This window comes from Aeromonas veronii bv. veronii, from assembly GCF_000820225.1.
Taxonomy (GTDB): domain Bacteria; phylum Pseudomonadota; class Gammaproteobacteria; order Enterobacterales; family Aeromonadaceae; genus Aeromonas; species Aeromonas veronii.
Genome location: NZ_CDDK01000002.1, coordinates 255,239 through 278,491, shown reverse-complemented (window position 1 = coordinate 278,491; position 23,253 = coordinate 255,239). Strand labels below are relative to the sequence as shown.

Here is a 23,253-nt window from a genome sequence, read left to right as displayed (position 1 = left end):
GCGGATCGGGTGCTCTTTATGGAGAGTGGCGAACTGCTGGTAGATGAAAAACCGGCCGACTTCTTCGACAATCCCCCCTCCCCACGCCTGCGCCAGTTCCTGAGTCAGGTGCTGTAGCCAACACGCTCTGCTGGATAAACGAAGAGGGACCGCAAGGTCCCTCTTCTTGTGTGTCACGCTGAGCAGACTTAACCCAGCTGAACCCGAGTGCCCATCTCATCGGCTCAGCGCGGGGACTTTCCCAGATAGCGCTCCACGATCACTTTCACCCCATCACGTTTTTTGAGCTGATAGAGCTCCTTGTCAAACTGGTCGATAAAGGCCTGTTTGTAGGGGTACTCCCCCTTGCGGCTGTAGCCGAGAAACCCCTGCTCCTTGCTGAGCACCGGCCCCTGTTTGAGCAGGGACATATCGGCCACCGCCAGCTGATCGGCCTTTATCATGTTGAGCAACTCATAGAGCAGGGAGAGGCGATCATTGATGGTGCAATCGACCCGGCCGCGGACAATCTTGAGCAGGTTCTCCCGATTGCTTTTCACCTCCTCCACGTCGATCTGCTTCTCTTTTACCGCCTGCCAAAAGGCATCGCCGCCGACGGCAAAACCGGCGTTCATGCCAAAGCGTAAACCGTGATAGTCGAGCGGAAACCTGGCCTGCGGGGTATTGGCCGCCACACTGGCACCGCACATCACCACCAGCTCTTCATCCAGCATCGGCTGGGAGTAGGGCCACATGTAAGGGCGGGTATCGGGCATGTAGTAAGGTGGAAAAATGGCGAAGGCAGCCCCCTGCTCCACCATGCTCAGACCGCGCCGCCACGGCATGGGCTTGAGCACCACCTCATAGTCAGGCATGGCAGAGGTCACCTCGCGGATGATGTCGGCATAGATCCCCCTGACCTCCTCCCCTTCCTGCCAGGAGTATGGGGGATAGGCGGCATCCGCCAGGATCTCGACCCGGGTCTTGGCGTGCGCCATCATGCACAACCCCAGCAACAAGCAACACCAGACGCGCATAAGCCAGCACCTCCTGAAAAAGCCTGCATCAAGCATAGCCATCCAGCGCGCCTTCCTCTGCTGCCGCGCCATATTTCATGCCATCTCTTCGTTGGCAGAAAAATGTTAATGAATTATTAAACCCATCCTTTATGCTGGAGAGCAATTGCTCTGAATGGATGGCCGCATATGGATGTGCAACTGCTTCTGCTCTACCTCTCCCCGATTTTTCTGGCCTTTATCGGCTGGGAGATGCTCTACCTGCGCAAACATGGCGCGGCCTTTCCCACTGCCACCTACCAGTGGCGGGATCTGTTTGCCAACGCAGCCCTGGCCCTGATGCACCAAGGGGGCGACGCGCTGGCGGCCATCGCCATTGCTTATCTGTATGACACCCTCTGGGGCTGGCGACTGTTCGACATCGAGCTCACCTTCTGGAGCGTATTGCTGCTCTTCCTGTTGCAGGATCTCTGTTACTGGCTGTTCCACTTCACCAGCCATCATGTGCGCTGGCTGTGGGCCTCCCACGTGGTGCATCACAGCTCGGAGCGCCTCAACCTCTCCACCGCCTTTCGCCAGAGCCTGATGTATCCGATCTCCGGCATGTGGCTGTTCTGGATCCCGATGATTGTCATCGGCTTCCCGCCTGAGGCGGTGGTCACCACCGTGCTGCTGAGCCTGGGTTTCCAGTTCTTCGTCCACACCCAGGTGGTGGGTAAGCTCGGCTGGCTTGAGTGGGTCTTCAACACCCCCTCCCACCACAGGGTGCACCACGCCAGCAACGCCAAATACATAGACCGCAACTTCGCCGGGGTGCTGATCATCTGGGATCGGCTGTTCGGCACCTTTGTGGAAGAAGATCCGGCCGAGCCATGCCGCTTCGGCATCACCAAGCCGATCAACAGCTTCAACCCCCTCACTCTCACCTTCCACGAGTGGCGCGACATGCTGCATGACGCCCGTGGCTTGCCGTGGCGACAAAAACTCGCGGTGCTGTTTGGCAAACCGGCCGGACCTGCCAGCCGCTGAGCCTTCGCCCCAAATAACAAGCTCCGGATAGCAAGTCCCTGATAACCAGTCACTGATAACCTGTCACTGATAAAAAGAGAGCGCCACGGCGGCGCTCTCTTTTATGATCAGTCATATCTTCGATGTCAGAGATGGGCGAACGACCAGACGGCGGGGATCAGGCTCAGCAAGGTCACACCGGCCAACAGCCGCTCGCGACCACTCAGGCAAAGATCTGCACCCAGCTGACGACGGCTGTAGAGAAACAGCAGCAGACCCGGCCCGTAGAGCAACAACGACAGCAGCAGATACTCCACCCCGGCGGCATAGAGCAGCCAGAAGCCATAACCGCTCGACACCAGCGCCACCGCCTGCATCAACCTCCGGCCCTGCCCGCCCTCACCCTTCTTGCTGAACGAGAGCTTGAGCAGAAACAGGCCGATCAGCAGGTAGGGCACCAAAATCATCGAGGTAGAAATAAGCAGCAGGCTGGTGTAGCCCTTGCCGAGCAGCCACACCAGCAGCAGGCAAGTCTGCACCGTCAAGCTGGTGAGCCAGAGCGATGCGATAGGCGTCCCATTGCGGTTCTGGCGCCGGAAGATGGCGGGAAACGCACCGTGTCGGGCCGCACTGAACGGAACCTCCGCGGAGAAGAGGGTCCAGCTCACGTAGGAGGCAAGCACCGAGACGATCAGGCCGACGCTGATGAGCAGCTTGCCCCATGAGCCGGTCATCTGGGCCATCAGCCCTGCCATGGAGGGGTTGGGCAGCGCCGCCAGCTCGGGTCGGCTCAATATTCCGAGCGCCAGCACCGAGATAAGCACATAGAGCAGCAGTGCCAACACGACCCCCAGTACGGTGGCCGTGCCCACATCCCGCCGGTTTCTGGCGCGGGCCGACAGCACCGCGGCCCCCTCGATACCGGTAAAGACCCAGAGGGTGATGAGCATGGTATTGCGCACCTGCTCGGAAACCGGCACCGCCAGGCTACTGCCCTGCTGATCCGCCGCGAAGGTGACCGGATCGAACCAATAGCAGGCAAACAGAATAAACAGCAGCAGCGGCAGGCTCTTGGCCAGGGTCGCCACCAGATTGAATAGCGCCGCCTGCTGCACGCCGCGGGCCACCAGCAGGTGCACCGCCCAGAGGATGCAAGACTCGCCGACAAACGCCGCCAAAGTGTTTCCCTCGCCAAACCAGACCTGCTCGGGGGTATCGATAAAACTGCCCAGCGCCGCAAAGGCAATGACCAGATAACCCACCACGCCGATGGTGGCACAGAGCCAATAACCCCAGGCGGAGAAGAAGCCCACCAGATCGCCAAAACCGGCGCGGGCATAGCTGTAGATGCCGCCGTCGAGATCGGGCCTGAGTCGCGACAGATAGAGAAAACTCATGGCGAGCGCCAGGATGCCCACACCCGTCACGCCCCAGCCGATCAGCACGGCGCGGGCGCCAGCCACCTCGGCCATGTTCTGGGGCAGGCTGAAAATCCCCGCCCCCACCATGGAGCTGAACACCAGCGCGGTGAGTGACCAGAGCCCAATCTTGCTCTCTTTCATGGAAGCTCCTTAGCGCAACCGGCTGCTCAGCGCCTGAATATGCTCGGGGCCGATGCCGCAGCAGCCGCCGATGAGGCTCGCCCCGGCCGCGAGCCAGCGCTCGGCCCAGCCGAGATAATCCAGCGGCCCCAGATCGCCGCGTATCTCGTCCAGCCCGTCATTGGCGGTGGCCTCTTTGGGTTGCGGCGGGAAGGCGTTGGCATAGGCACCGAGGCGAATGTCTGCGCGGCCCAGCGCCTGCAACCTGGTGCAGGCAACCTCGAGGGCTCCCTCGATCACCTCGGGCTGACAGCAGTTGAACAGAATGGCATCGACTTCTGCTACCACCAGCATGGTCACCGCATCGGCCACCCGTTCGCCGGAGCGCAGTCGCGGCTCGTTGCCCGGCGCCTCATCTTCCAGCGTGAAGGAGACCCAGAACGGCTTGCCGTCATCAGGCAGCAGCGCTTTCAGGGCCAGTGGCTCGGCAATCAGGCTCATGGTCTCGGCCAGCCAGATATCCACATGAGGGGATAGCGCTCGGATAAGCGGCGTCGCCAGCTCGCTCACCCGGTCCGCCTTGAACAGGTCGGCACGGTAGGAGCCAAACAGCGGTGGCAGAGAACCCGCCACCTGCACGGCGCCCTTCTGCTCGTCAGCCACCTCACGGGCCAGCTGACCGGCCAGCGCTGCCAGCCCCTCCCCGTCGGCAAAGAAACGCTCATCGCCGATATGAAACGGCACCAGCGCATAGCTGTTGGTGGTGATGACCCTGGCCCCGCTCGCCACATAGGCCTGATGCACGTCACGCACCGTCTCTGGCGCCTCCATCAAGGCCAGCGCCGACCATTCGGGCTGACGAAACGGTGCCCCCCGCCGTGCCAACTCGCGCCCCATGCCTCCATCCAGCACCCACAATTCCCTGGTTTTCATCTGTCGTGTCTCTTTGTTATATGCGTTGTTTATATGCGTATTTATCTGTTTGTTTTGTTGATCTGCGGTTTCGCATCGAATCGCTGCAGATCGTCCCGCTTCATCCTGGGAAGCCCTTTTATTACACAGCCATAAAAACATATGGATGTTTAGATGGCCAAAACAAGATAAAGCAAAGCGCCACGGGCGGCAATCAGTATCAGCAGAAATCAGCGTGCAAACGGCGAGGCAAACGCAGAAATGCAAGAGGCCACCCGAAGGTGGCCTCATCACAATCTTGATCCGCTGGTAACTTAACGCCCGGCCAGCACTCGCTTGATCTGTTTGACCCAGTCGGAGACCCGACCCTGCTGCGGCAAACCGCGCCAGATCTGCTCCCACTGGGCAGGGCTGAGAGGACGACCGAGGCGACGCTGCACACCCGCATAGAGGTAGTCATGGGCCGTGGTGGCCGCCTGCTCGGAGGTGAGGAATTTGGAGACCGGATCGGTCAACCGCACATCCCGCATGCCGAGCAGCTGATAGTCGTTGTGCACCGCCGCCAGCATGGTCTCGCGCATGGCGGACTCGATGTAGCCACGGGCAAACAGGGCGGTAACCGACTCCAGCGACCCCTGATCCGGGCCGTGATACTGCTCGTCAAAGACCGGGCTCGGCTCGGCCATGCCGCTTTGTACCACCGCATCGGGATCCGGCTGCGGCACGACCACGGCAGGCTTGGGGGCTACCGGCTTGGCTGCTACTGTGGCTTTGCGCGGCGCACTCTGGCTACAGGCACCTAGTGCCAGGGCGAGCGCGACACAGGCCAGCGCACGGGAATGAGACTGCATCTTCATGACTCTTATGTCGCTCCTTTTACGATTCCTGAGCTGGCTTCTCGGCCACAGCCGGTTCGACCCGGGTAACCAGCAGCTGATCAATCTTGTAACTGTCGATATCCACCACTTCGAACTTGTAACCGGCGTATTTGACCGAGTCAGTGCGCTTGGGGATCTTGCGCAGCATATACATGATAAAGCCGGCGATGGTCTCGTAGTTCTGGTTCTCGGGGAACTCTTCGATATCGAAGGCGCGCATCACGTCGGAGATGGGGGTGACCCCGTCCACCAGCCAGGAGTTCTCGTCGCGCTGGACGATCTGCTCTTCCACCACGTGGGTGGCCCACTCGCCCATGACGGTACTCATCAGGTCGTTCATGGTGACAATCCCCACCACCAGCGCGTACTCGTTCATCACCACGGCAAAGTCGCCACGATGATTCTTGAAGTACTCCATCGCCTCATAGAGGTTCAGGGTATCGGGGATGATGATGACGTTCTGCACCAGGTTGCCACCGATAAGGTCGATGCTCTGGCCGCCGATAACGCGGATCAGCAGCTCTTTGGCATCGACAAAGCCCTTGATGCTGTCGAGGTTGTGGTCACAGACCAGAAACTTGTTGTGGGGATGTTCGGCGATCTTCGCCTTGATGCTCTCTTCACTCTCTTGCAGGGTGAAGTAGATGAGGCTCTCGCGGGCCGTCATGGCAGAGGTGACACCAAGGGACTGCAACTCGAACACGTTCTCGATGAGCTGATGCTCCTCGCGCTGGATAACCCCCGCCTCGGCACCGGCATCCATCACGGCATAGATATCATCGGAGGTGATCTCGTCATTGCGCACGGTGGAGACGCGCATCAGACGGAACAGGGAGTTCGCCAATCCGTTGAAGACCCACACCAGCGGCATCAACACGGTGACGAAGAAGAGCATGGGGCGCACCACCACCACGGCAATCTGCTCGGGCATGGTCATGGCCAGACGCTTGGGCATCAGATCGGCGATCAGGATAAACATGCCGGTGACGAACACGAAGGAGGCACCGGAGCTGATCTCGCCAAGCCAGGGGCCCTGGTAGAACTGGGAGACAATCCCCTTGATGGCGGGGTTGAGGGCAGACTCACCCAGGATACCGCCCAGAATGGCGACGGTATTGAGGCCAATCTGCACCACGGTGAAAAAGTTGCCCGGTTGGGCCTGCAGGGCCAGCACCTTTTCGGCCTGGCGATTACCTTCATCCGCCATCACCTGCAATTTGATTTTGCGAGACGCGGCGAGAGAGATCTCGGAGAGGGAGAAGAACACACTGCCGCCAACCAGCAGCATTAAAAAGAACAAACTATCGGCAAAACTCATGATTAACCTATTGCTACACCCGCCTTAGCACAAGACGGCAAACTGGGCCCGGGAGACCGGACCGTGAGCCCATCCGGGACTCACACAGGGGGAGTATTCTATCAGAAAACAGCCAGTTGGGGGCTTTATCTTACTCCGACCAGTTATGCAACAAAAAAGGCGCTTCACGCGCCTTTTTATTCACTTCCGGTTAGCCCTTGCCCAGCAAGGTGCCCAGATCATCCGCCTTGGTGTGGCGCACATCCTTGCCTTTCACGTAGTAGACGATGTACTCGCAGATGTGCTGGCAGCGATCGCCGACCCGCTCGATGGCACGCGCCGCCCACAGGACGTTGAGCACCTGGGGGATGGTGCGGGGATCTTCCATCATATAGGTCATCAGCTCGCGGATGATGGACTCGTACTCGCGGTCTACCTTGTCATCTTCCTTGTAGACCGCCAGCGCCGCATCCAGATCCATGCGGGCGAAAGCGTCGAGCACATCGTGCAGCATCTTGATGGTACGACGGCCCATGTTCTCCAGCGACACCAGCGGCGGCTGCGGCTTGTTGGCGTTGTCGGTCAGCATGCGGGCGATCTTGTCGGCCACGTCGCCAATGCGCTCCAGATCAGTGATGGTCTTGATGATGGCCATCACCAGTCGCAGGTCGGAGGCTGTCGGCTGACGCTTGGCGATGATGCGGGTGCACTCCTCGTCGATCGCCACTTCCATGGCGTTGACCTTGTGGTCGTTGGCCACGATTTTCCGCGCCGCATCGAGATCCTGATCGTGGATCGCTGCGATGGCGTCGGTGAGCTGCTGCTCCACCAGACCGCCCATCACCAGCACCTGGTTGCGCACGCTCTCTAGCTCGGCATTGAACTGACCGGAGATGTGTTTATTGAGGTTCATATTGTCCATACAAATAATCCTTGATTGCTCCGATTATGCCTTAGCCGTTGAACCGACTGCCAATCTGTTTGCTGAGATTCATCCTCTCCTCTCCTTAGCCGTAACGACCGGTAATGTAATCTTCGGTCTTTTTCTTGGCCGGGGTGGTGAAAATGGTGTTGGTATCCGAGTACTCGATAAGCTCGCCCATATACATGAAGGCAGTCTGATCCGACACGCGCGCAGCCTGTTGCATGTTGTGGGTCACGATCACCACGGTGAACTGGCTCTTGAGCTCGTTGATCAGCTCCTCGATGGTGAGGGTGGAGATGGGGTCGAGCGCCGAGGTCGGTTCATCGAGCAGCAGCACTTCCGGCTCGATGGCAATGGCGCGGGCAATCACCAGACGCTGCTGCTGACCACCGGAGAGACCGAAGGCGTTGTCATGCAGACGATCCTTCACCTCGTCCCACAGGGCCGCACCGCGCAGGGAGCGCTCGGCCGCTTCATCCAGAGTGCGACGATCGTTGATCCCCTGCAGGCGCAGACCATAGACCACGTTTTCGTAGATGGACTTGGGAAACGGGTTCGGGCGCTGGAACACCATGCCCACCTGACGGCGCAGGGCGGAAACATCGACGCTCTTGTCATAGATGTTATGGCCGTGCAGTTGGATTTCTCCCTCGATGCGGCAGATCTCCACCAGATCGTTCATCCGGTTGATGCAGCGCAGCAGGGTCGATTTGCCACAGCCTGACGGGCCGATAAAGGCGGTCACCTGCCCTTTGGGGATCTTCATGTTGACGTTGAACAACGCCTGCTTGCTGCCGTAGTACAGGTTGAGATCCTTCACCTCCAGCGCGGTCTGCTCCGGGGTCAGGTTGAGCAGGTCCAGCGCGGTGTGCTGGGTAGACGTGGTCGTTACGTTGATCATCTGTTACCTCAAAATCTATCTGGAGTGGCCGGACAGCTGCCGGCGCCCCTCACGTATTGGTGCAGAGAGATGGCGGCTCGCGCTCGGCCGCCCCTCTGTTATCTCACTCTTGTATCACTCAAGCGGCGCCGGATTAATGCTCCAGCGACCGGAATTTCTCGCGCAAGTGGTTACGAATACCGATAGCGGTCAGGTTCAGACCCACGATCACCGTCACCAGCAGGAAGGAGGTGGCATAGACCAGCGGGCGGGCCGCCTCGACGTTGGGGCTCTGGAAGCCGACGTCATAGATGTGGAAGCCCAGGTGCATGAACTTGCGCTCCACATGCAGATACGGGAAGTTGCCATCCATCGGCAGGGTCGGTGCCAGTTTTACCACCCCCACCAGCATCAGCGGCGCCACTTCACCGGCTGCACGGGCAATAGCCAGAATAAGGCCGGTCATGATGGCTGGGCTCGCCATCGGCAGCACGATGCGCCACAGGGTCTCGGCCTGGGTGGCGCCCAGTGCCAGCGAGCCCTGACGGATGGTGCTCGGGATCCGCGCCAACCCCTCTTCGGTGGAGACAATCACCACCGGCAGGGTCAGGATGGCCAGGGTCAGCGCCGACCAAATCACGCCGGGTGAGCCAAAGGTCGGGCTCGGCAGCGCTTCCGGGTAGAACAGCTGGTCTAACGAACCGCCGAGTGTGTAGACGAAGAAGCCCAGACCAAACACGCCGTAAACGATGGAGGGCACGCCCGCCAGGTTGATCACCGCGATGCGGATGATCTTGGTCAGGCTGTTCTTGCCCGCGTATTCGTGCAGGTAGACTGCCGCCACCACCCCCAGCGGGGTCACGATGATCGCCATCAGGAACACCATGAACACGGTGCCGAAGATGGCCGGGAACACCCCGCCCTCGGTGTTGGCTTCACGGGGATCGTCAGAGACGAACTTGCCGATCTGATGGAACCAGTGACCCACCTTGGCCAGCAGGCTCATATCGTTAGGCCATACCACGTCCAGTACCTTGGACATCGGCATGGTCACCAGCTCGCCACGCATATCTTTGACGGTGATGGCGTCGCGATCGGCCTGACTGCGCAGGGAGAAGAGCTCTTTTTCCAGCACCTGATAGCGATCGTTGAGGGCCTGACGCTCGCTGGCCAGTTCGGCTTTGAGCTGATCGGTCAGCTTGTCATCCAGCTCAGCCTTGCGCTCTTTCAGGCGCAGCCGCTCCAGTTGATAGTTGATGCTGCCGATGTCCCCTTTTTGCAGATCGTTGGCCTGTTCTGAAAGGGCATTGGCTCGCGCCAGCACCCGCTGCAGGGCAGGATGCAGATCAGAGGTGAGCTCGCGGCCATCCTCTTTCACCCCGACGATATAGCCATAGAAGTTGCCGTTGGTGGCACGCTCAACCATGGCCAGCTCGGCTGGCTGGCTCTGGGACTTGATGTCCGTCTCCAGCACCCAGCGAAAATCGAGGTCAACAAACTCGCGGTTGCCGGTCTTGACCAGATAGCGGGTCAGCAGCTCGCGATCTTCCCCTTCCAGCGCCAGACCTGCGGCGCGCAGTCGCTCCACCGGAACCTGCTCGCGATCGTTGATTTCGCCGATCAGTACGCTCTTGTTGCCGCTGGCATCTTCCAGCTGCCACTCATAGATGGGGTGCGGCCAGAAGTAGACCAGACCACGCCAGCCGATCAGCAGCAGCAGACCCAGTACCGCCACCAGACTCAGGCTGACGGCACCGCCAGTCATCCAGATCCAGGGGGCCCCTGATTTAAACCACTTACCCATTGTCGATTCCTTGTCCATTACAGAGTCGCCCCTTACATCGAGCTGTATTTTTCACGCAACCGCTGACGGACAAACTCGGCCAGGGTGTTGAACAAAAAGGTGAACACAAACAGGACGAAGGCCGCGAGGAACAGTACCCGATAGTGGGAGCTGCCCACTTCCGATTCCGGCATCTCCACCGCGATGTTGGCGGCGAGGGTGCGCAGCCCCTGGAACATGGAGAAGTCCATGATGGGGGTATTGCCGGTAGCCATCAGCACGATCATGGTCTCGCCCACGGCGCGGCCAAGGCCCATCATCACCGCAGAGAAGATGCCCGGGCTCGCGGTGAGGATCACCACCCGGCTCAGGGTCTGCCACGGGGTGGCACCCAGTGCCAGCGAGCCCTGGGTCAGGTGCTTGGGCACCGAGAAGACCGCATCTTCAGCGATGGAGAAGATGGTGGGGATGACCGCAAAGCCCATGGCGATACCGACCACCAGCGAATTACGCTGGTCAAACTTGATGCCCATTTCGTGGGTCAGCCAGATGCGCGAATCGCCGTGCATAAAGGCATTCTCGATGAGCGGGCTCAGGGCGAAGGCACCCCAGCCAATCAGCAGCAGCACCGGGATCAGCAGGATGGCGTGCCACCCCTCCGGCAGCAAGGACTTGCCGCGCTCCGGCAGATAGTTCCAGAGCAGTGCAGTCAGCAGCATCCCCATCGGCAGCAATACCAGCAGCAGGATCACCCCGGGCAGCGCCCCCTCGATGATCGGCGCCAACCACAGACCCGCCAGGAAGCCCAGGATAACGGTCGGCAGCGCCGCCATGATCTCGACCGTCGGCTTGACGTATTTGCGCAGCCCCGCCGACATGAAGTAGGCGGTATAGATGGCACCAGCCACGCCGAGTGGCACAGCAAACACCATGGCGTAGAAAGAGGCTTTCAGCGTACCGAATACCAGCGGCACCAAACTCAGCTTGGCTTCAAAGTCGTTGCTGGCGGAGGTGGATTGCCACACATACTGGGGCTCCGGATACCCTTCGTACCACACCTGTTGCCAGAGGGCAGACCAGGTCACTTCGGGGTGTTCGTTCTCCACCGAGAAGAGCTTGAAGGTATTCCCTTGCTGCATCAGCAACAGATTGTGACGGGGGGAGATGGCCAGGGCAGAGAGTTCGCCCCCTTCCACCGTCTCAGTCAGCAGCTTGGTCTCGCCGGTGGCGTGGAAGAAGCTGATGATGCCGTCCTTGTCGGCACTGATGAAGCCTTTGCGAAAGTGCTCGGGAGTCAGCAGATCTACCGCGCCATCGCCCTTGAAGTCACGAATTTGGGTGAACTGGCGTTTGCCATCCTTCGCCACTTCGAACCACTGGGAAATCACGCCGTTGTCATTACCCACCAGAAGTGAAGAGGCGCCGGAGAGCAGCTGAACCCGGGTCACATTGGCGTTGGGGGCATTGATCTCCAACACGTTGCGCAGGGAGATTTCGCTCAGGTTATGAATGTCATAGACGGAGAGGCGATTACCCTCGCGCACGAACAGGATCCGCAGATTGGGGGTCAGCAACATCTGATCCACATGGCGCGGCAGGGAGGGAATCGTGTAGTTTTCACTGCTCCACTCAATCTCCCCGGAGATGAAATTCTCCTCACCGCTCATCACCGTCATCACACCACGACCATCTTCGGTCACGGCGGCGGTCGCCATCTTGTCCTTGGTGGCTTCGAACACCATCAGTTGCAGTGCCTTCCCTTGCGGGTCGATCACCACAGGCTCTTCGCCGAAGGGATATTGCAGGCTGGGTTCAATCACCCGCACATCGTTGGGATAGGAGACCTTGAACGCTGGCTGGACGACCTGCGCCTTACCATCGGCAAAGCCGTAGGCGATCAGCCGCTGACCAGGAGCAGGGGTCGCTACCGTGGTGATGTCACCAGCAACCTGGGCCTGACCCAGTGACTGGCCGACCTTGATCTTGTCATCTCCCTGCACCGCAAAGAAGTTGACCTGCCCTTTATCGCTGAAGCGATAGCCGATCTCGTTCTGCTCTTCCACGCCGAGCCAGGCGGTCTTCCCTGCGGCAGGCAGGGTAAACGAGGCGGTCGGCTCCATGGAGGCGCCATTGAAGATGGGTTTCACCACATAGAGCAGATAAAAGAAGATAAGCAGCAGCGCCACCAGTACCAGGGCTCCGCCTGTGGTGACGCCATATTTGGCCAATTTATCCTTGATCCGGCGTTTTCTACTGCCCGCCATGACCAGGTTTAACGATTCCGATGACATGCAAGACCTCAATGTAAGCTAGGCTTCGCGGCATTATATGGCGGTTGCATGACAGTTTTGTTACATCGAGAACGCTTTAACAGAGGTTGTTAGCGGAAAAATGGGCGGGGATTCCTTCGAAGGCGGGCGAGCGTAATATATTGTTTATAAAGGGGTATTTATGCAGATAATCAGCAATGGCAGCCTGCGCTGCCCCCGAATGGTTCAGGAAAGGGTATCGTTTGATTGTTGCAGCGCCAGTTTGGCCGCCTTTTTCTCGGCGCGACGGCGCTTGAAGAAGGCCGACAACTGGGCCGAGCAGGCATCGGCCAGCACACCGCCGATCAGCTCGACGCTGTGATTGTGGCGCGGGTCCTGCAAGATCTCGAACACCGACCCCGCGGCACCGGTCTTGAGATCTCGGGCGCCGTAAACCACCCGCTTGACCCGGCTATGGATCAGCGCACCGGCACACATACAGCAGGGCTCCAGCGTCACATAAAGAGTGGTGTCGAGCAGCCGGTAGTTCGCCAGCTGCTTGCCCGCCGCCCGGATTGCCATCACCTCGGCATGGGCACAGGCATCGTGTTCACTGATGGAGCGGTTCCACCCCTCGCCCACCACCTGACCATCCAGCACCAGTACAGCACCGACCGGGATCTCGCCAATCCCTTCGGCCCGGGCGGCCAATGCCATGGCATGGCGCATCCACTGTTCGTCCTGCTCGGTTTGACTCTGTGCCTGACTCGGTATTTCTGGGACCTCTGATGGTTTCACGCCCATCCCCTCTTTATATTGTTCAATTGTGCTGTTTGCATTCCAGCTATCCATACCTGTCAGATGATTCCATAGATAGCAGGCATGATAGCTCGCGGATACAGGGCGGCGATTATGCCAAATCTGCACGTCAGACCCAAGCCGCATCCCGACTGAGCAATAAAGAAGCAATCGGCATCTCTATGATAAAAAAGGAGTTGCACCCGTTTGGCCATGCTATTAGACTTCCTCCCCGTCAGCCGAGTCTGACTCCGTCGGTGTGTAGCGCAGCCAGGTAGCGCATCTGCATGGGGTGTAGAGGGTCGGAGGTTCGAATCCTCTCACACCGACCATTTTCCCCGAAAATAGCCCAGTCAAACGACTGGGCTATTTTTTTGCCTCCGATTTATCCTCCTGACAACGCCAGCCTACCAAGAACAAAAAACACTCAGAACCACTTGAATCTTTTTGCCGAACTCATTAAGATGCGCAACTTTCCGCCGGTAGACAACACAGGGAGGTGGAAAAACAAGTGAAGGGATCACTGTCCGGCTTGCGTGCAACACAGGACCAGGCATGAACCAGAACACCGATTTCGCACCCGCCATTACGCTTTATTCCGTTCCTCACGACACCCCTTGCCACACCGAAAGCGAAAATGAACAGGTCATCCAGCTGGATGTGATCGATCTGGCCGAACCGGATGATGACTATTGAGCCCGGCCAGATGGCTGCTCAATCACCGGCACATCGCCTGTTCAACGCTCTCCGTTTCAGGTCCTTGGCGAGAAATCTGCAAAAAACGACAAACTGCTAATTCTATCAAGGATGGCAGTATTATTGACTGATGTATATCCCCCTTTCCTCCCCGGCATTCCCCCCGACAACTGATACAAACCTACGTTATTGCACTTCACTTTCCATCGCTGCAACCGCTGGTGCCAACAGAGCCTGCATCACCACACCAAGTTTAAAACGCACGTTCACCAATCAGGTCTAGCATTAGCAAAACATTCATTGCCACATTCAAACGCGCTTTATACGGCTGTTTTGGCAAAGCCTGGAGTTAGGTCGGGATTTGTTTTTGCATTTGTAATTTTATTACGTAATAAGTTACAAAACGAGGGGCAGGGTAACGGCCCAAATTAGCCGTTGTCCGATGGGAAAAAGCAGGAGCATAACCATCTGCGTAGAGTTTTTATACCAACCCAATAAAGCAATAAAAAACATCAACTTAACCATATACAAAAAACAGGTGTTTAAAAAAAACTGTTGACGTAATCAACAATATTTCGCACCTTATCAATCGTGTTATCCCGTTGTTGCGGGAACGTTTCAGGAACAGGGATTCGACTTTAGTCGTAGTTAGTAAGTTCAAAATGTAATTCTCAAAGGAGTGAACCTTATGTCGGCACCGGCTCAGACCCACTGCAGCGCCCGCCTTCGCATCCAGGGCGAGATGCAGCCCGAATACGCGCAAATTCTGACGCCGGACGCGGTGGCTCTGATCTCCGAACTGGTGGAACGTTTTGCTCCCCAAAGAGGGGAATTGCTGAAACAACGTGTGGCACGCCAGGCCCGTATCGATGGCGGCGAGCTGCCGGACTTCCTGCCGGAAACCGCCCACATCCGTGAAGGTGACTGGACCATTCGCGGCATTCCCGCCGACCTGCAAGACCGCCGTGTGGAGATCACCGGCCCGGTCGAGCGCAAGATGGTGATCAACGCCCTCAACGCCAACGTCAAGGTGTTTATGGCGGACTTCGAGGACTCACTGGCCCCCGCCTGGAACAAGGTGATCGAGGGTCAAATCAACCTGCGCGATGCAGTCAACGAGACCATTTCTTACACCAGTCCGGAAGGAAAGGCTTATACCCTGACCCCCAATCCGGCGGTACTCATCTGCCGGGTACGCGGTCTGCACCTGCCGGAAAAACATGTCACCTTCGATGGCGAGCCCATCCCCGGCGGCCTGTTCGATTTTGCTCTCTACTTCCTGCACAACTATCAGGCGCTGCTGGCCAAAGGCTCGGGCCCCTACTTCTACGTGCCCAAGTTGCAGAGCCATCTGGAAGGGCGCTGGTGGAGCGAGGTATTCGCCTGGACCGAGGACAAGTTCGGCCTGCCCCGCGGCACCATCAAGGCCACCGTGCTGATTGAAACCCTGCCAGCCGTATTCGAGATGGATGAGCTGCTTTATCAGATGAAAGATCACATCGTTGCGCTGAACTGCGGCCGCTGGGACTACATCTTCAGCTATATCAAAACCTTGAAGAACCATCCGGATCGGGTACTGCCTGATCGTCAGGTGGTGACCATGGACAAGCCGTTCCTCTCCGCCTACTCGCGGCTGCTGATCAAGACCTGTCACAAGCGCGGTGCGCTGGCGATGGGTGGCATGGCCGCCTTTATTCCGGCCAAAGACGCGGCCGTCAACAAGCAGGTCTTCGCCAAGGTCAAGGCCGACAAGGAGCGCGAAGCCAACAACGGCCACGACGGTACCTGGGTCGCCCACCCTGGCCTTGCCGACACCGCCATGGCGGTGTTCAACGCCACCATTGCTGCTGGTGCCAAGAACCAGATCGGAGTGCTGCGCGAGCAGGATGCCCCCATCACTGCCGCCGACCTGCTGGCCCCCTGTGAGGGCGAGCGGACCGAAGCAGGCATGCGTACAAATATCCGGGTCGCCCTGCAATATCTGGAGGCCTGGATCAACGGCAACGGCTGCGTGCCCATCTACGGTCTGATGGAAGATGCCGCCACCGCCGAGATCTCCCGCACCTCCATCTGGCAGTGGATCCGCCACGGCAAGAGTCTGTCGAATGGCAAGGTGGTGACCAAGGAGCTGTTCCGCCAGATGCTGGCCGAGGAGTTGGAGGTGGTCAAAGCCGAGGTGGGTACTGCGCGCTGGCAGGCAGGACGCTTTGCCGAGGCAAGCGAGCTGATGGAAGAGATCACCTGCGCCGATACCCTGATCGATTTTCTGACGCTGCCCGGTTACGAGCGGCTCTGAATCACGGGCCCCCAGCGGGGCTCGCCAATAACAAGTCAATGGAAACGTGAAATCAATGAAAGAGGGAACTGATATGGCACTGACCCGTGAGCAACAGATCCAGGCTATCGAGAAAGACTGGGCGGAAAACCCCCGCTGGAAAGGGATCAAGCGCGGCTACAGCGCCGAAGATGTGGTAAACCTGCGCGGTAGCTTGCAGCCGGTGCACACCCTGGCTCAGCGCGGTGCCGACAAGCTGTGGGGCCTGATCCACGGCGACGCCAAGAAAGGCTACGTCAACTGCCTCGGCGCCCTGACCGGTGGTCAGGCGGTGCAGCAGGCCAAAGCGGGGATCGAGGCGATCTACCTCTCCGGCTGGCAGGTGGCGGCGGACAACAACTTGTCCTCCACCATGTATCCGGATCAGTCCCTCTACCCGGCCAACTCGGTACCGTCCGTGGTGGAGCGCATCAACAACTCCTTCGCCCGCGCCGACCAGATCCAGTGGGCCAACAAAGTCGGGCCGCAGGATGAGGGTTTTATCGACTACTTCCTGCCGATTGTGGCCGATGCGGAAGCCGGTTTCGGTGGCGTATTGAACGCCTTCGAACTGATGAAGGGGATGATTGAAGCGGGCGCCGCTGGCGTGCACTTCGAAGATCAGCTGGCATCAGTGAAAAAATGCGGTCATATGGGCGGCAAGGTGCTGGTACCGACTCAGGAAGCGGTGCAGAAGCTGGTTGCTGCCCGTCTGGCAGCCGATGTGTGCGGCACCACCACCCTGGTGATCGCCCGTACCGACGCCAACGCCGCTGACCTGTTGACCACTGACGCTGACTCGTACGATGCAGACTTCCTGACTGGCGAACGCACTGCTGAAGGGTTCTACAAGGTGCGTGCCGGTATCGATCAGGCCATCGCTCGCGGTCTGGCTTACGCCCCCTACGCCGACATGGTGTGGTGTGAAACCGCCAAGCCGGATCTGGACGAAGCGCGTAAATTTGCCGAAGCAATCAAGGCTAAGTTCCCGGATCGCATCCTGGCCTACAACTGCTCCCCGAGCTTCAACTGGAAGAAGAATCTGGACGATGCCACCATCGCCCGCTTCCAGCAGGAGCTCTCCGACATGGGCTACAAGTACCAGTTCATCACCCTCGCGGGTATCCACAACATGTGGTTCCACATGTACGAGCTGGCCTACCAGTACGCCCGTGGCGAAGGGATGAAGCACTACGTCGAGATGGTGCAGGAGCCGGAATTTGCCGCCGCCAGCCGTGGCTACACCTTCGTGGCACACCAGCAGGAAGTTGGTACCGGTTACTTCGACAAGGTGACCACCGTGATTCAGGGTGGCCAATCATCGGTCACCGCGCTGACCGGCTCCACCGAAGAAGATCAGTTCCACTGATAGGCAGAGCCCTTTGAGATAGCAAAACCCCGGCCTGATGCCGGGGTTTCTTTTTATCTGTAATTCAAACGAAAGTCAGGCGCACAACCGCACACAGTCGAGAGGCTCAGAGCTCGAGGATCTCTTTGACAAAGGGAATGGTCAGCTTGCGCTTGGCGCGAAATGAGGCGTTGTCGAGCTGATTGAGAGTGGTAAGCAGGGTGCGCATATCGCGGGAGAGTCGGTTGAGCAGGAAGCGGCCCACATCGATGGGTAGTTTGAAGCCCCGCAGCTCGGCACGCAGCTGCAGGGCACTGAGCTTGCCTTCGTCATCCAGCTCTTCGAGATGGAAACTCACCCCCCAGTCGAGGCGCGAAGCGAGATCCGGTAGTTGCAGTCCCAGTTTGCGCGGTGCGCTGCAGCCGGTGACCACCAGCGTCCCCTCCCCCTTCTCTTGCCAGCGATTGTAAAAGTCAAACAGCGCCCGCTCCCACACGGCATTGCCGGCGATCGCCTCAAGGCTGTCGAGACAGACCAGCGGCAAGCTTTCGAGGGCATCGAGCATACTGGGATCGAGCTGTTCAAACTGATCGAGGGAAAGATAGGCCGCCGCCGCATCGCGGGCGTTGACCTCGGCACAGGTGGCGTGGAGCAGATGAGAGCGTCCGGATCCCTTGGCTCCCCAGAAATAGAGGAAAGGCGATCCCTGACCGATGGCCGCATTCTTGAGGGCGGTGATCAGATGAGCATTGTTGCCGGGATAAAAACTGACGAAGGTTTCATCATCCGGTAGTTGTACGGCTAAAGACAGTTGGGCCGGTTGCTTCACTCGTTGGGCTTTGACTGTGACATTTGTGGCTAAGTGTATCATCGCAAAGGCAGATAGAGAACCGCCCGGGCAAGCCGGGCGGTCTACAAAAGCCTTATAAAATCAGGGCTGCGACCATTGGTAACGCAAACCGCTGCCATTATCGTCAACCTTGCGCAAACGACTCTCAAGCTGCAGTGCCCGCACCAGCTCGGCCTGCTCCCCTTGCAGGGTAAAGTTGAAGGTGACCTGGTCCCCCTCCAGCTTGCCGATCGCCACCTTGCTGACGTTGGCCATCCCCTGCAGCATCTTCTGCACGGCGATCATGCTGTCCACTTCGGAGAGGCCATCTACCACCAGGGTCTGGCTGGTTGCCGGACCAGAAATGCGGGCACCGTAGTTTTTCACTAGCCAGGCCGCCAGGGTATCGGCAAACCCTTGCGCCACTTCGGCCTGAGTGCCGGTGTTATTGCCACGGGTCAGCTCGGCCACTTCACCGGCCGCTTTGGGGCCGTAGAGTCCCCAATCGATGCTCCACTTGTCACCTTCCGGTGTCAGCTTGCCCAACACCACCATCTCGGCGCCATAGCGCTGGCTTGCCTGCAAAATCGGGTCGGCAAAGCGTCCCCAGACATCGGTGGCACTGACCGCCATGTTGTCATCGAGATCCATCAGCGGAATGCTGATGGGCAGCCCCAGCGTCTGGGCCTGCTCGCGCAAGGCTTGCGCCCAACCATCGCTGGATTGATCCGCCAGCAGGTGACGCTCCCCCTGATCCACCACCAGCCAGATCGCCATCTGGGGACGAGCCGGGCCAAGCAGGGCAAACTGGCTCTCGGAGACCAGGCTGTTGACCTTGTCACTCTTGAACTCGGCTTTCAGATACTTGATGGAGTCCTGATCCTGATAACCATAGCTTTTGACATAGTCGCCCGGGGCAGCCAGCGCCTTGACCACCACCGGCTGGGTGAGGATGTCGCGCTTGCCGGTGACCTTGATCAGCACCTGACCCAGTGCCTGCCCTTGAGCGGCCACCATGTCGCCACTGGTCGGGGCCTTGCCCTGATAGAGGTCGGTCACCTGAGCGGCCGAGGCCATGAATGACAAGCCGCAGCAGAGGGCGGTCACAACACGTTTGAACATGAACAGAGTCTCGAAATGGGAGAGTGTGCTTATGGTAGCGGCAAGGCGCGTCCTGCGGCAAGGCTGGCACAAGCGGCCACAAACAGCAGAGCCGGCGATGCGCCGGCTCCGATCACCCCTTCCACATGGGAAGCAGGTCAAGGCATAAACTTATTTGGTACCGAAGATCTTGTCGCCTGCATCGCCCAGACCCGGCACGATGTAGCCTTTCTCGTTCAGCCCCTGATCGACAGAAGCGCAGTAGAGCTCTACGTCTGGGTGAGCGGCTTCCAGCGCCTTGATCCCTTCCGGCGCGGCAACCAGTACCAGCACCTTGATGGATTGGCAGCCTTTCTTCTTCAGCAGATCGATAGTGGCGATCATGGAGCCGCCGGTGGCCAGCATCGGGTCAATGACCAGCGCCAGACGCTCTTCGATGTTGCTGACGATCTTCTCGAAATAGGGAACCGGTTGCAGGGTCTCTTCATCGCGGTAGATACCGACCACGCTGACGCGGGCACTCGGCATGTGCTCCAGCACGCCATCCATCATGCCAAGGCCGGCACGCAGGATAGGTACGACGGTTACCTTCTTGCCTTTGATCTGGTCAACTTCTACTGGCCCATTCCAGCCATCGATGATAACCTTCTCGGTTTCGAAGTCAGAGGTCGCTTCATAGGTCAACAAACTGCCCACTTCTTTGGCCAGTTCACGGAAACGCTTGGTGCTGATATCGCCTTCACGCATCAGACCGATCTTGTGTTTGACCAGGGGGTGTTTGACTTCAACGACTTTCATTATTATCTCCTCTAACCTGCCGCAAAAAAATCGCGGAATCATACAACAAAAGCCACCGCTTGTAGAGCATTTCCGCGCAAAAACGCGCAAACGATTTCCTTTCTGGTTTTTCACCGCCACTGTTAGAATACGCCCCGAATTTTACCCTCCACTTCTTTACATGACGGGGAATACTCGTGACTGACAAAACCTCACTGAGCTACAAGGATGCTGGCGTAGATATCGATGCCGGCAATGCACTGGTTGAACGTATCAAGGGCGTGTCAAAGCGCACTCGTCGTCCTGAAGTCCTTGGTGGTCTTGGCGGCTTTGGGGCCTTGTGTCAAATCCCTGCGGGCTACAAGGAGCCGGTACTGGTCTCCGGTACCGATGGTGTGGGCACCAAGCTGCGGCTGGCCATCGACCTGAAGAAGCACGACACCGTGGGCATCGATCTGGTGGCCATGTGCGTCAATGACCTGATCGTACAGGGCGCCGAGCCGCTGTTCTTCCTCGACTACTATGCAACCGGCAAGCTGGACGTGGACACCGCAGCCGCGGTAGTCACCGGGATCGGTGCCGGTTGCGAGCAATCAGGCTGTGCCCTGGTGGGCGGCGAGACCGCCGAGATGCCGGGTATGTATGAAGGGGAAGACTACGACATCGCCGGTTTCTGCGTCGGTGTGGTGGAGAAGAGCGAAATCATCGACGGCAGCAAGGTCGGTGAAGGGGATGCCCTGATCGCGCTGGCTGCCAGCGGCCCTCACTCCAACGGCTTCTCCCTGATCCGTAAAATTCTGGAAGTCTCCAAAGCCAACGTGCATCAGCCGCTGGGTGACACCACTCTGGCCAACGCCCTGCTGGAGCCGACCCGCATCTATGTGAAACCTGTGCTCAAGCTCATCAAGGAGTGCGAGATCCACGCCCTCTCCCACATCACCGGCGGTGGCTTCTGGGAGAACATCCCCCGTGTCCTGCCCGCCAACACCCAAGCGGTGATCGATGAGCAGAGCTGGCAGTGGCCGGCGGTGTTCAGCTGGCTGCAGCAGGCTGGCAACGTCACCCGTCACGAGATGTATCGCACCTTCAACTGCGGCGTCGGCATGATCATCGCCCTGCCCGCCAACCAGCTGGAGAAGGCGCTGACCCTGCTCAAGGCAGAAGGCGAGAACGCATGGCACATCGGTCATATCGCCAAGGCAGCAGACGGTGAGGAGCAGGTCGTCATCAAATGATGCGGATCCTCGTCCTAATCTCCGGCAGCGGCAGCAACCTGCAGGCGATCCTCGACCACTGCGCCAGCGGCAAGATTGCCGGTGAAGTGGTCGGCGTCATCAGCAACAAGGCCGATGCCTATGGTCTGGTTCGCGCCAAAGAAGCTGGCGTGGCGACCTCCATTCTGGCCCAGCAGCAGTTTGCCAGCCGGGAGGAGTATGACGCCGCCCTGCTGGCGCTGATGGCAGACTATCAGCCGGATCTGGTGGTGCTGGCCGGGTTTATGCGGATATTGAGCGGCGATCTGGTGCGCCATTTCGCCGGCAGAATGATCAATATCCACCCCTCCCTGCTGCCCAAGTATCAGGGCCTGCACACCCACCAGCGCGCCATAGATGCCGGTGACAGTGAACACGGCGCCAGTGTCCACTTCGTGACCGAAGAACTGGATGGCGGCCCGGTGATCCTGCAGGCCCGCGTGCCCATCTTTGAAGGAGACACGGCGGACGAGGTAGCGGCACGAGTACAGGCGCAGGAGCACAGTATCTACCCGCTGGTGGTGCGCTGGTTCTGCGAAGGCAGGCTGCAGATGGTAGATGGCGCCGTGCAACTGGATGGCGCCCTGCTGGGCCCCGCTGGTTACGCCTGCGAGTAAGCAGACGTCTTGTCGAAATGTGAAAAAGGAGGCCGATGGCCTCCTTTTTATTTCCTGAATTTTCCCACCACAGGCACAGGCTTAAACCTGTTCACGACCTGCAGCGAGAAACCGTCAACAAGGTGAAGAGCAGCACAGGAACCGGAGCGTATAGACATACGTGAGGATTCCGAGCAGCACATGAGCCTTGATCACGGTTTCGTAGCCAGATCGTGGACAGGTTTAGACCGGATTGTCGATATCGATAAAGGTGACATCCAGCCCGTGCACGGTCGCCAGCCACTCCCCCAGCGCCTTGACGCCGTAACGCTCGGTGGCGTGATGGCCCGCGGCGTAGAAGTGCATCCCCATCTCGCGAGCGGTGTGAATGGTCTGCTCTGAGGCTTCGCCGGAGATAAAGGCATCGATGCCCTGCTCCGCCGCCAGATTGATGTAACTCTGACCGCCGCCGGTGCACCAGGCCACGGAACGGATAAGCTCGGGGCCGGTATCGCCACAATAGAGTGGTTCACGGCCAAGGCGCTCGGCAATCAGCTTGGCAAAATCGCGGCCGCTCATCGGCTCTTCCAGCTTGCCCACCATGGCGACGCTCTTGCTGTTCCACGGCTCCAGACCACGACGCACCTTGATGTCGAGCAGCTTGGCGAGCTGGGCGTTGTTACCCACCTCGGGGTGAACATCCAGCGGCAAATGGTAGGCAAACAGGTTGATATCGTGGGTCAGCAGGGTCTTGAGCCGACGCTGCTTCATGCCGGTGATCTGGGCCGGTTCACCGCTCCAGAAGTAGCCGTGATGGACCAGAATGGCATCGGCTTCGGCAGCCACCGCCGCGTCGATCAGCGCCTGACTGGCGGTAACACCGGTCACCACCTTGCGAATGCGCTCGCGCCCCTCCACTTGCAAGCCGTTGGGGCAGTAATCCTTGATGGCGTGCGGTTCGAGCAGATGGTTCAGTACGGTTTCGAGTTTTCGATGAGAGATCATAGGGGTCCCTTATTAAGGCTCGGTCCTCTGCTTTACCAATAAAAACAGGGCCCAGGCTCAAAGCGCCA

General features: G+C 58.9%; 20 protein-coding genes, 1 tRNA gene and 1 pseudogene. 8 read left to right on the top strand and 14 right to left on the bottom strand.

What is annotated here, in order from left to right:
- Positions 1 to 117, top strand: a pseudogene (locus tag BN1139_RS20690) (peptide ABC transporter ATP-binding protein); the annotation flags it as partial.
- Positions 118 to 224: 107 nt separating this feature from the next.
- Here BN1139_RS20690 and BN1139_RS01205 read toward each other — a convergent pair.
- On the bottom strand, positions 225 to 1,016 hold the full coding sequence (locus BN1139_RS01205; RefSeq protein WP_005350714.1) for a substrate-binding periplasmic protein: 792 nt from the start codon (positions 1,014 to 1,016) through the stop codon (positions 225 to 227).
- A 168-nt stretch (positions 1,017 to 1,184) separates the two neighbouring features.
- On the opposite strand from BN1139_RS01205, the gene BN1139_RS01200 reads away from it, so the two are divergent.
- Positions 1,185 to 2,024 (top strand): sterol desaturase family protein, encoded by an 840-nt coding sequence (locus BN1139_RS01200; protein ID WP_005350712.1) that lies wholly within the window; start codon positions 1,185 to 1,187, stop codon positions 2,022 to 2,024.
- A 125-nt stretch (positions 2,025 to 2,149) separates the two neighbouring features.
- Here BN1139_RS01200 and BN1139_RS01195 read toward each other — a convergent pair whose 3' ends face one another.
- The 9 genes from BN1139_RS01195 to tadA all read right to left on the bottom strand — a co-directional run bounded on the left by BN1139_RS01195 (position 2,150) and on the right by tadA (position 13,272).
- On the bottom strand, positions 2,150 to 3,565 hold the full coding sequence (locus tag BN1139_RS01195; RefSeq protein WP_005350710.1) for a basic amino acid/polyamine antiporter: 1,416 nt from the start codon (positions 3,563 to 3,565) through the stop codon (positions 2,150 to 2,152).
- 9 nt (positions 3,566 to 3,574) lie between these two features.
- Positions 3,575 to 4,477 carry a homocysteine S-methyltransferase family protein gene (locus BN1139_RS01190; protein ID WP_005350708.1) on the bottom strand — a complete coding sequence of 301 codons (903 nt, stop codon included), beginning with the start codon at positions 4,475 to 4,477 and terminating at the stop codon, positions 3,575 to 3,577.
- 293 nt (positions 4,478 to 4,770) lie between these two features.
- Positions 4,771 to 5,313, bottom strand: a complete 543-nt coding sequence (locus BN1139_RS01185) for a hypothetical protein (protein WP_013723917.1) — start codon at positions 5,311 to 5,313, stop codon at positions 4,771 to 4,773.
- Between the two features lie 19 nt (positions 5,314 to 5,332).
- Positions 5,333 to 6,652, bottom strand: a complete 1,320-nt coding sequence (gene paeA, locus BN1139_RS01180) for a polyamine export protein PaeA (RefSeq protein WP_005334094.1) — start codon at positions 6,650 to 6,652, stop codon at positions 5,333 to 5,335.
- 190 nt (positions 6,653 to 6,842) lie between these two features.
- A complete protein-coding gene (gene phoU / locus BN1139_RS01175) occupies positions 6,843 to 7,553 on the bottom strand; it encodes a phosphate signaling complex protein PhoU (protein ID WP_005334097.1) in 711 nt (236 codons plus the stop codon).
- An 85-nt stretch (positions 7,554 to 7,638) separates the two neighbouring features.
- The gene (pstB, locus tag BN1139_RS01170) at positions 7,639 to 8,457 is read right to left on the bottom strand and encodes a phosphate ABC transporter ATP-binding protein PstB (protein ID WP_005334102.1); all 819 of its coding nucleotides are present in this window, start codon (positions 8,455 to 8,457) and stop codon (positions 7,639 to 7,641) included.
- A 133-nt stretch (positions 8,458 to 8,590) separates the two neighbouring features.
- The gene (pstA, locus tag BN1139_RS01165) at positions 8,591 to 10,240 is read right to left on the bottom strand and encodes a phosphate ABC transporter permease PstA (RefSeq protein WP_005350700.1); all 1,650 of its coding nucleotides are present in this window, start codon (positions 10,238 to 10,240) and stop codon (positions 8,591 to 8,593) included.
- A 32-nt stretch (positions 10,241 to 10,272) separates the two neighbouring features.
- Positions 10,273 to 12,510, bottom strand: a complete 2,238-nt coding sequence (locus tag BN1139_RS01160; protein WP_005350696.1) for an ABC transporter permease subunit — start codon at positions 12,508 to 12,510, stop codon at positions 10,273 to 10,275.
- Between the two features lie 204 nt (positions 12,511 to 12,714).
- Positions 12,715 to 13,272, bottom strand: a complete 558-nt coding sequence (gene tadA / locus BN1139_RS01155; RefSeq protein WP_041979902.1) for a tRNA adenosine(34) deaminase TadA — start codon at positions 13,270 to 13,272, stop codon at positions 12,715 to 12,717.
- Positions 13,273 to 13,521: 249 nt separating this feature from the next.
- Here tadA and BN1139_RS01150 point away from each other — a divergent pair.
- The 4 genes from BN1139_RS01150 to aceA all read left to right on the top strand — a co-directional run bounded on the left by BN1139_RS01150 (position 13,522) and on the right by aceA (position 17,645).
- Positions 13,522 to 13,598, top strand: a tRNA-Pro gene (locus BN1139_RS01150).
- 223 nt (positions 13,599 to 13,821) lie between these two features.
- Positions 13,822 to 13,962 carry a hypothetical protein gene (locus tag BN1139_RS21565; RefSeq protein WP_005334106.1) on the top strand — a complete coding sequence of 47 codons (141 nt, stop codon included), beginning with the start codon at positions 13,822 to 13,824 and terminating at the stop codon, positions 13,960 to 13,962.
- Positions 13,963 to 14,650: 688 nt separating this feature from the next.
- The gene (gene aceB, locus BN1139_RS01145) at positions 14,651 to 16,258 is read left to right on the top strand and encodes a malate synthase A (protein WP_005350690.1); all 1,608 of its coding nucleotides are present in this window, start codon (positions 14,651 to 14,653) and stop codon (positions 16,256 to 16,258) included.
- A 73-nt stretch (positions 16,259 to 16,331) separates the two neighbouring features.
- Positions 16,332 to 17,645: an isocitrate lyase gene (gene aceA, locus BN1139_RS01140; RefSeq protein WP_005334111.1), complete on the top strand. Its 1,314-nt coding sequence runs from the start codon at positions 16,332 to 16,334 to the stop codon at positions 17,643 to 17,645.
- A 106-nt stretch (positions 17,646 to 17,751) separates the two neighbouring features.
- Here aceA and hda read toward each other — a convergent pair whose 3' ends face one another.
- From hda to upp, 3 genes are all read right to left on the bottom strand, one after another.
- Positions 17,752 to 18,453, bottom strand: coding sequence for a DnaA inactivator Hda (gene hda, locus BN1139_RS01135; protein WP_013723920.1), 702 nt, complete (start codon positions 18,451 to 18,453; stop codon positions 17,752 to 17,754).
- Between the two features lie 102 nt (positions 18,454 to 18,555).
- Positions 18,556 to 19,575: a DUF2066 domain-containing protein gene (locus BN1139_RS01130; protein WP_005350688.1), complete on the bottom strand. Its 1,020-nt coding sequence runs from the start codon at positions 19,573 to 19,575 to the stop codon at positions 18,556 to 18,558.
- A 150-nt stretch (positions 19,576 to 19,725) separates the two neighbouring features.
- Entirely contained in the window at positions 19,726 to 20,352 is a 627-nt protein-coding gene (gene upp / locus BN1139_RS01125; RefSeq protein ID WP_005334115.1) for a uracil phosphoribosyltransferase, read from the bottom strand.
- A gap of 176 nt (positions 20,353 to 20,528) precedes the next feature.
- Between upp and purM the strand changes: the two genes are divergently transcribed.
- Both purM and purN read left to right on the top strand, forming a co-directional pair.
- Positions 20,529 to 21,566, top strand: coding sequence for a phosphoribosylformylglycinamidine cyclo-ligase (purM, locus tag BN1139_RS01120; RefSeq protein WP_005350687.1), 1,038 nt, complete (start codon positions 20,529 to 20,531; stop codon positions 21,564 to 21,566).
- Positions 21,563 to 22,201 carry a phosphoribosylglycinamide formyltransferase gene (gene purN, locus BN1139_RS01115; RefSeq protein WP_005350686.1) on the top strand — a complete coding sequence of 213 codons (639 nt, stop codon included), beginning with the start codon at positions 21,563 to 21,565 and terminating at the stop codon, positions 22,199 to 22,201. Before purM ends, purN begins: the two co-directional genes overlap by 4 nt.
- Before the next feature lie 222 nt (positions 22,202 to 22,423).
- Here the strand turns inward: purN and BN1139_RS01110 are convergent, their stop codons facing one another.
- Positions 22,424 to 23,185, bottom strand: a complete 762-nt coding sequence (locus tag BN1139_RS01110; RefSeq protein ID WP_005350685.1) for a Nif3-like dinuclear metal center hexameric protein — start codon at positions 23,183 to 23,185, stop codon at positions 22,424 to 22,426.
- Positions 23,186 to 23,253 lie beyond the last annotated feature (68 nt).

Bases quoted from the DNA above. Each gene is read 5' to 3' on its own strand.
- pstB (WP_005334102.1), bottom strand. From the start codon at position 8,457: ATGATCAACGTAACGACCACGTCTACCCAGCACACCGCGCTGGACCTG.
- BN1139_RS01200 (WP_005350712.1), top strand. From the start codon at position 1,185: ATGGATGTGCAACTGCTTCTGCTCTACCTCTCCCCGATTTTTCTGGCC.
- BN1139_RS01195 (WP_005350710.1), bottom strand. From the start codon at position 3,565: ATGAAAGAGAGCAAGATTGGGCTCTGGTCACTCACCGCGCTGGTGTTC.
- tadA (WP_041979902.1), bottom strand. From the start codon at position 13,272: ATGGGCGTGAAACCATCAGAGGTCCCAGAAATACCGAGTCAGGCACAG.
- aceB (WP_005350690.1), top strand. From the start codon at position 14,651: ATGTCGGCACCGGCTCAGACCCACTGCAGCGCCCGCCTTCGCATCCAG.
- pstA (WP_005350700.1), bottom strand. From the start codon at position 10,240: ATGGGTAAGTGGTTTAAATCAGGGGCCCCCTGGATCTGGATGACTGGC.
- purN (WP_005350686.1), top strand. From the start codon at position 21,563: ATGATGCGGATCCTCGTCCTAATCTCCGGCAGCGGCAGCAACCTGCAG.
- aceA (WP_005334111.1), top strand. From the start codon at position 16,332: ATGGCACTGACCCGTGAGCAACAGATCCAGGCTATCGAGAAAGACTGG.
- BN1139_RS21565 (WP_005334106.1), top strand. From the start codon at position 13,822: ATGAACCAGAACACCGATTTCGCACCCGCCATTACGCTTTATTCCGTT.
- BN1139_RS01205 (WP_005350714.1), bottom strand. From the start codon at position 1,016: ATGCGCGTCTGGTGTTGCTTGTTGCTGGGGTTGTGCATGATGGCGCAC.
- phoU (WP_005334097.1), bottom strand. From the start codon at position 7,553: ATGGACAATATGAACCTCAATAAACACATCTCCGGTCAGTTCAATGCC.
- BN1139_RS01110 (WP_005350685.1), bottom strand. From the start codon at position 23,185: ATGATCTCTCATCGAAAACTCGAAACCGTACTGAACCATCTGCTCGAA.
- BN1139_RS01130 (WP_005350688.1), bottom strand. From the start codon at position 19,575: ATGTTCAAACGTGTTGTGACCGCCCTCTGCTGCGGCTTGTCATTCATG.
- paeA (WP_005334094.1), bottom strand. From the start codon at position 6,652: ATGAGTTTTGCCGATAGTTTGTTCTTTTTAATGCTGCTGGTTGGCGGC.
- BN1139_RS01160 (WP_005350696.1), bottom strand. From the start codon at position 12,510: ATGTCATCGGAATCGTTAAACCTGGTCATGGCGGGCAGTAGAAAACGC.
- upp (WP_005334115.1), bottom strand. From the start codon at position 20,352: ATGAAAGTCGTTGAAGTCAAACACCCCCTGGTCAAACACAAGATCGGT.
- BN1139_RS01185 (WP_013723917.1), bottom strand. From the start codon at position 5,313: ATGAAGATGCAGTCTCATTCCCGTGCGCTGGCCTGTGTCGCGCTCGCC.
- BN1139_RS01190 (WP_005350708.1), bottom strand. From the start codon at position 4,477: ATGAAAACCAGGGAATTGTGGGTGCTGGATGGAGGCATGGGGCGCGAG.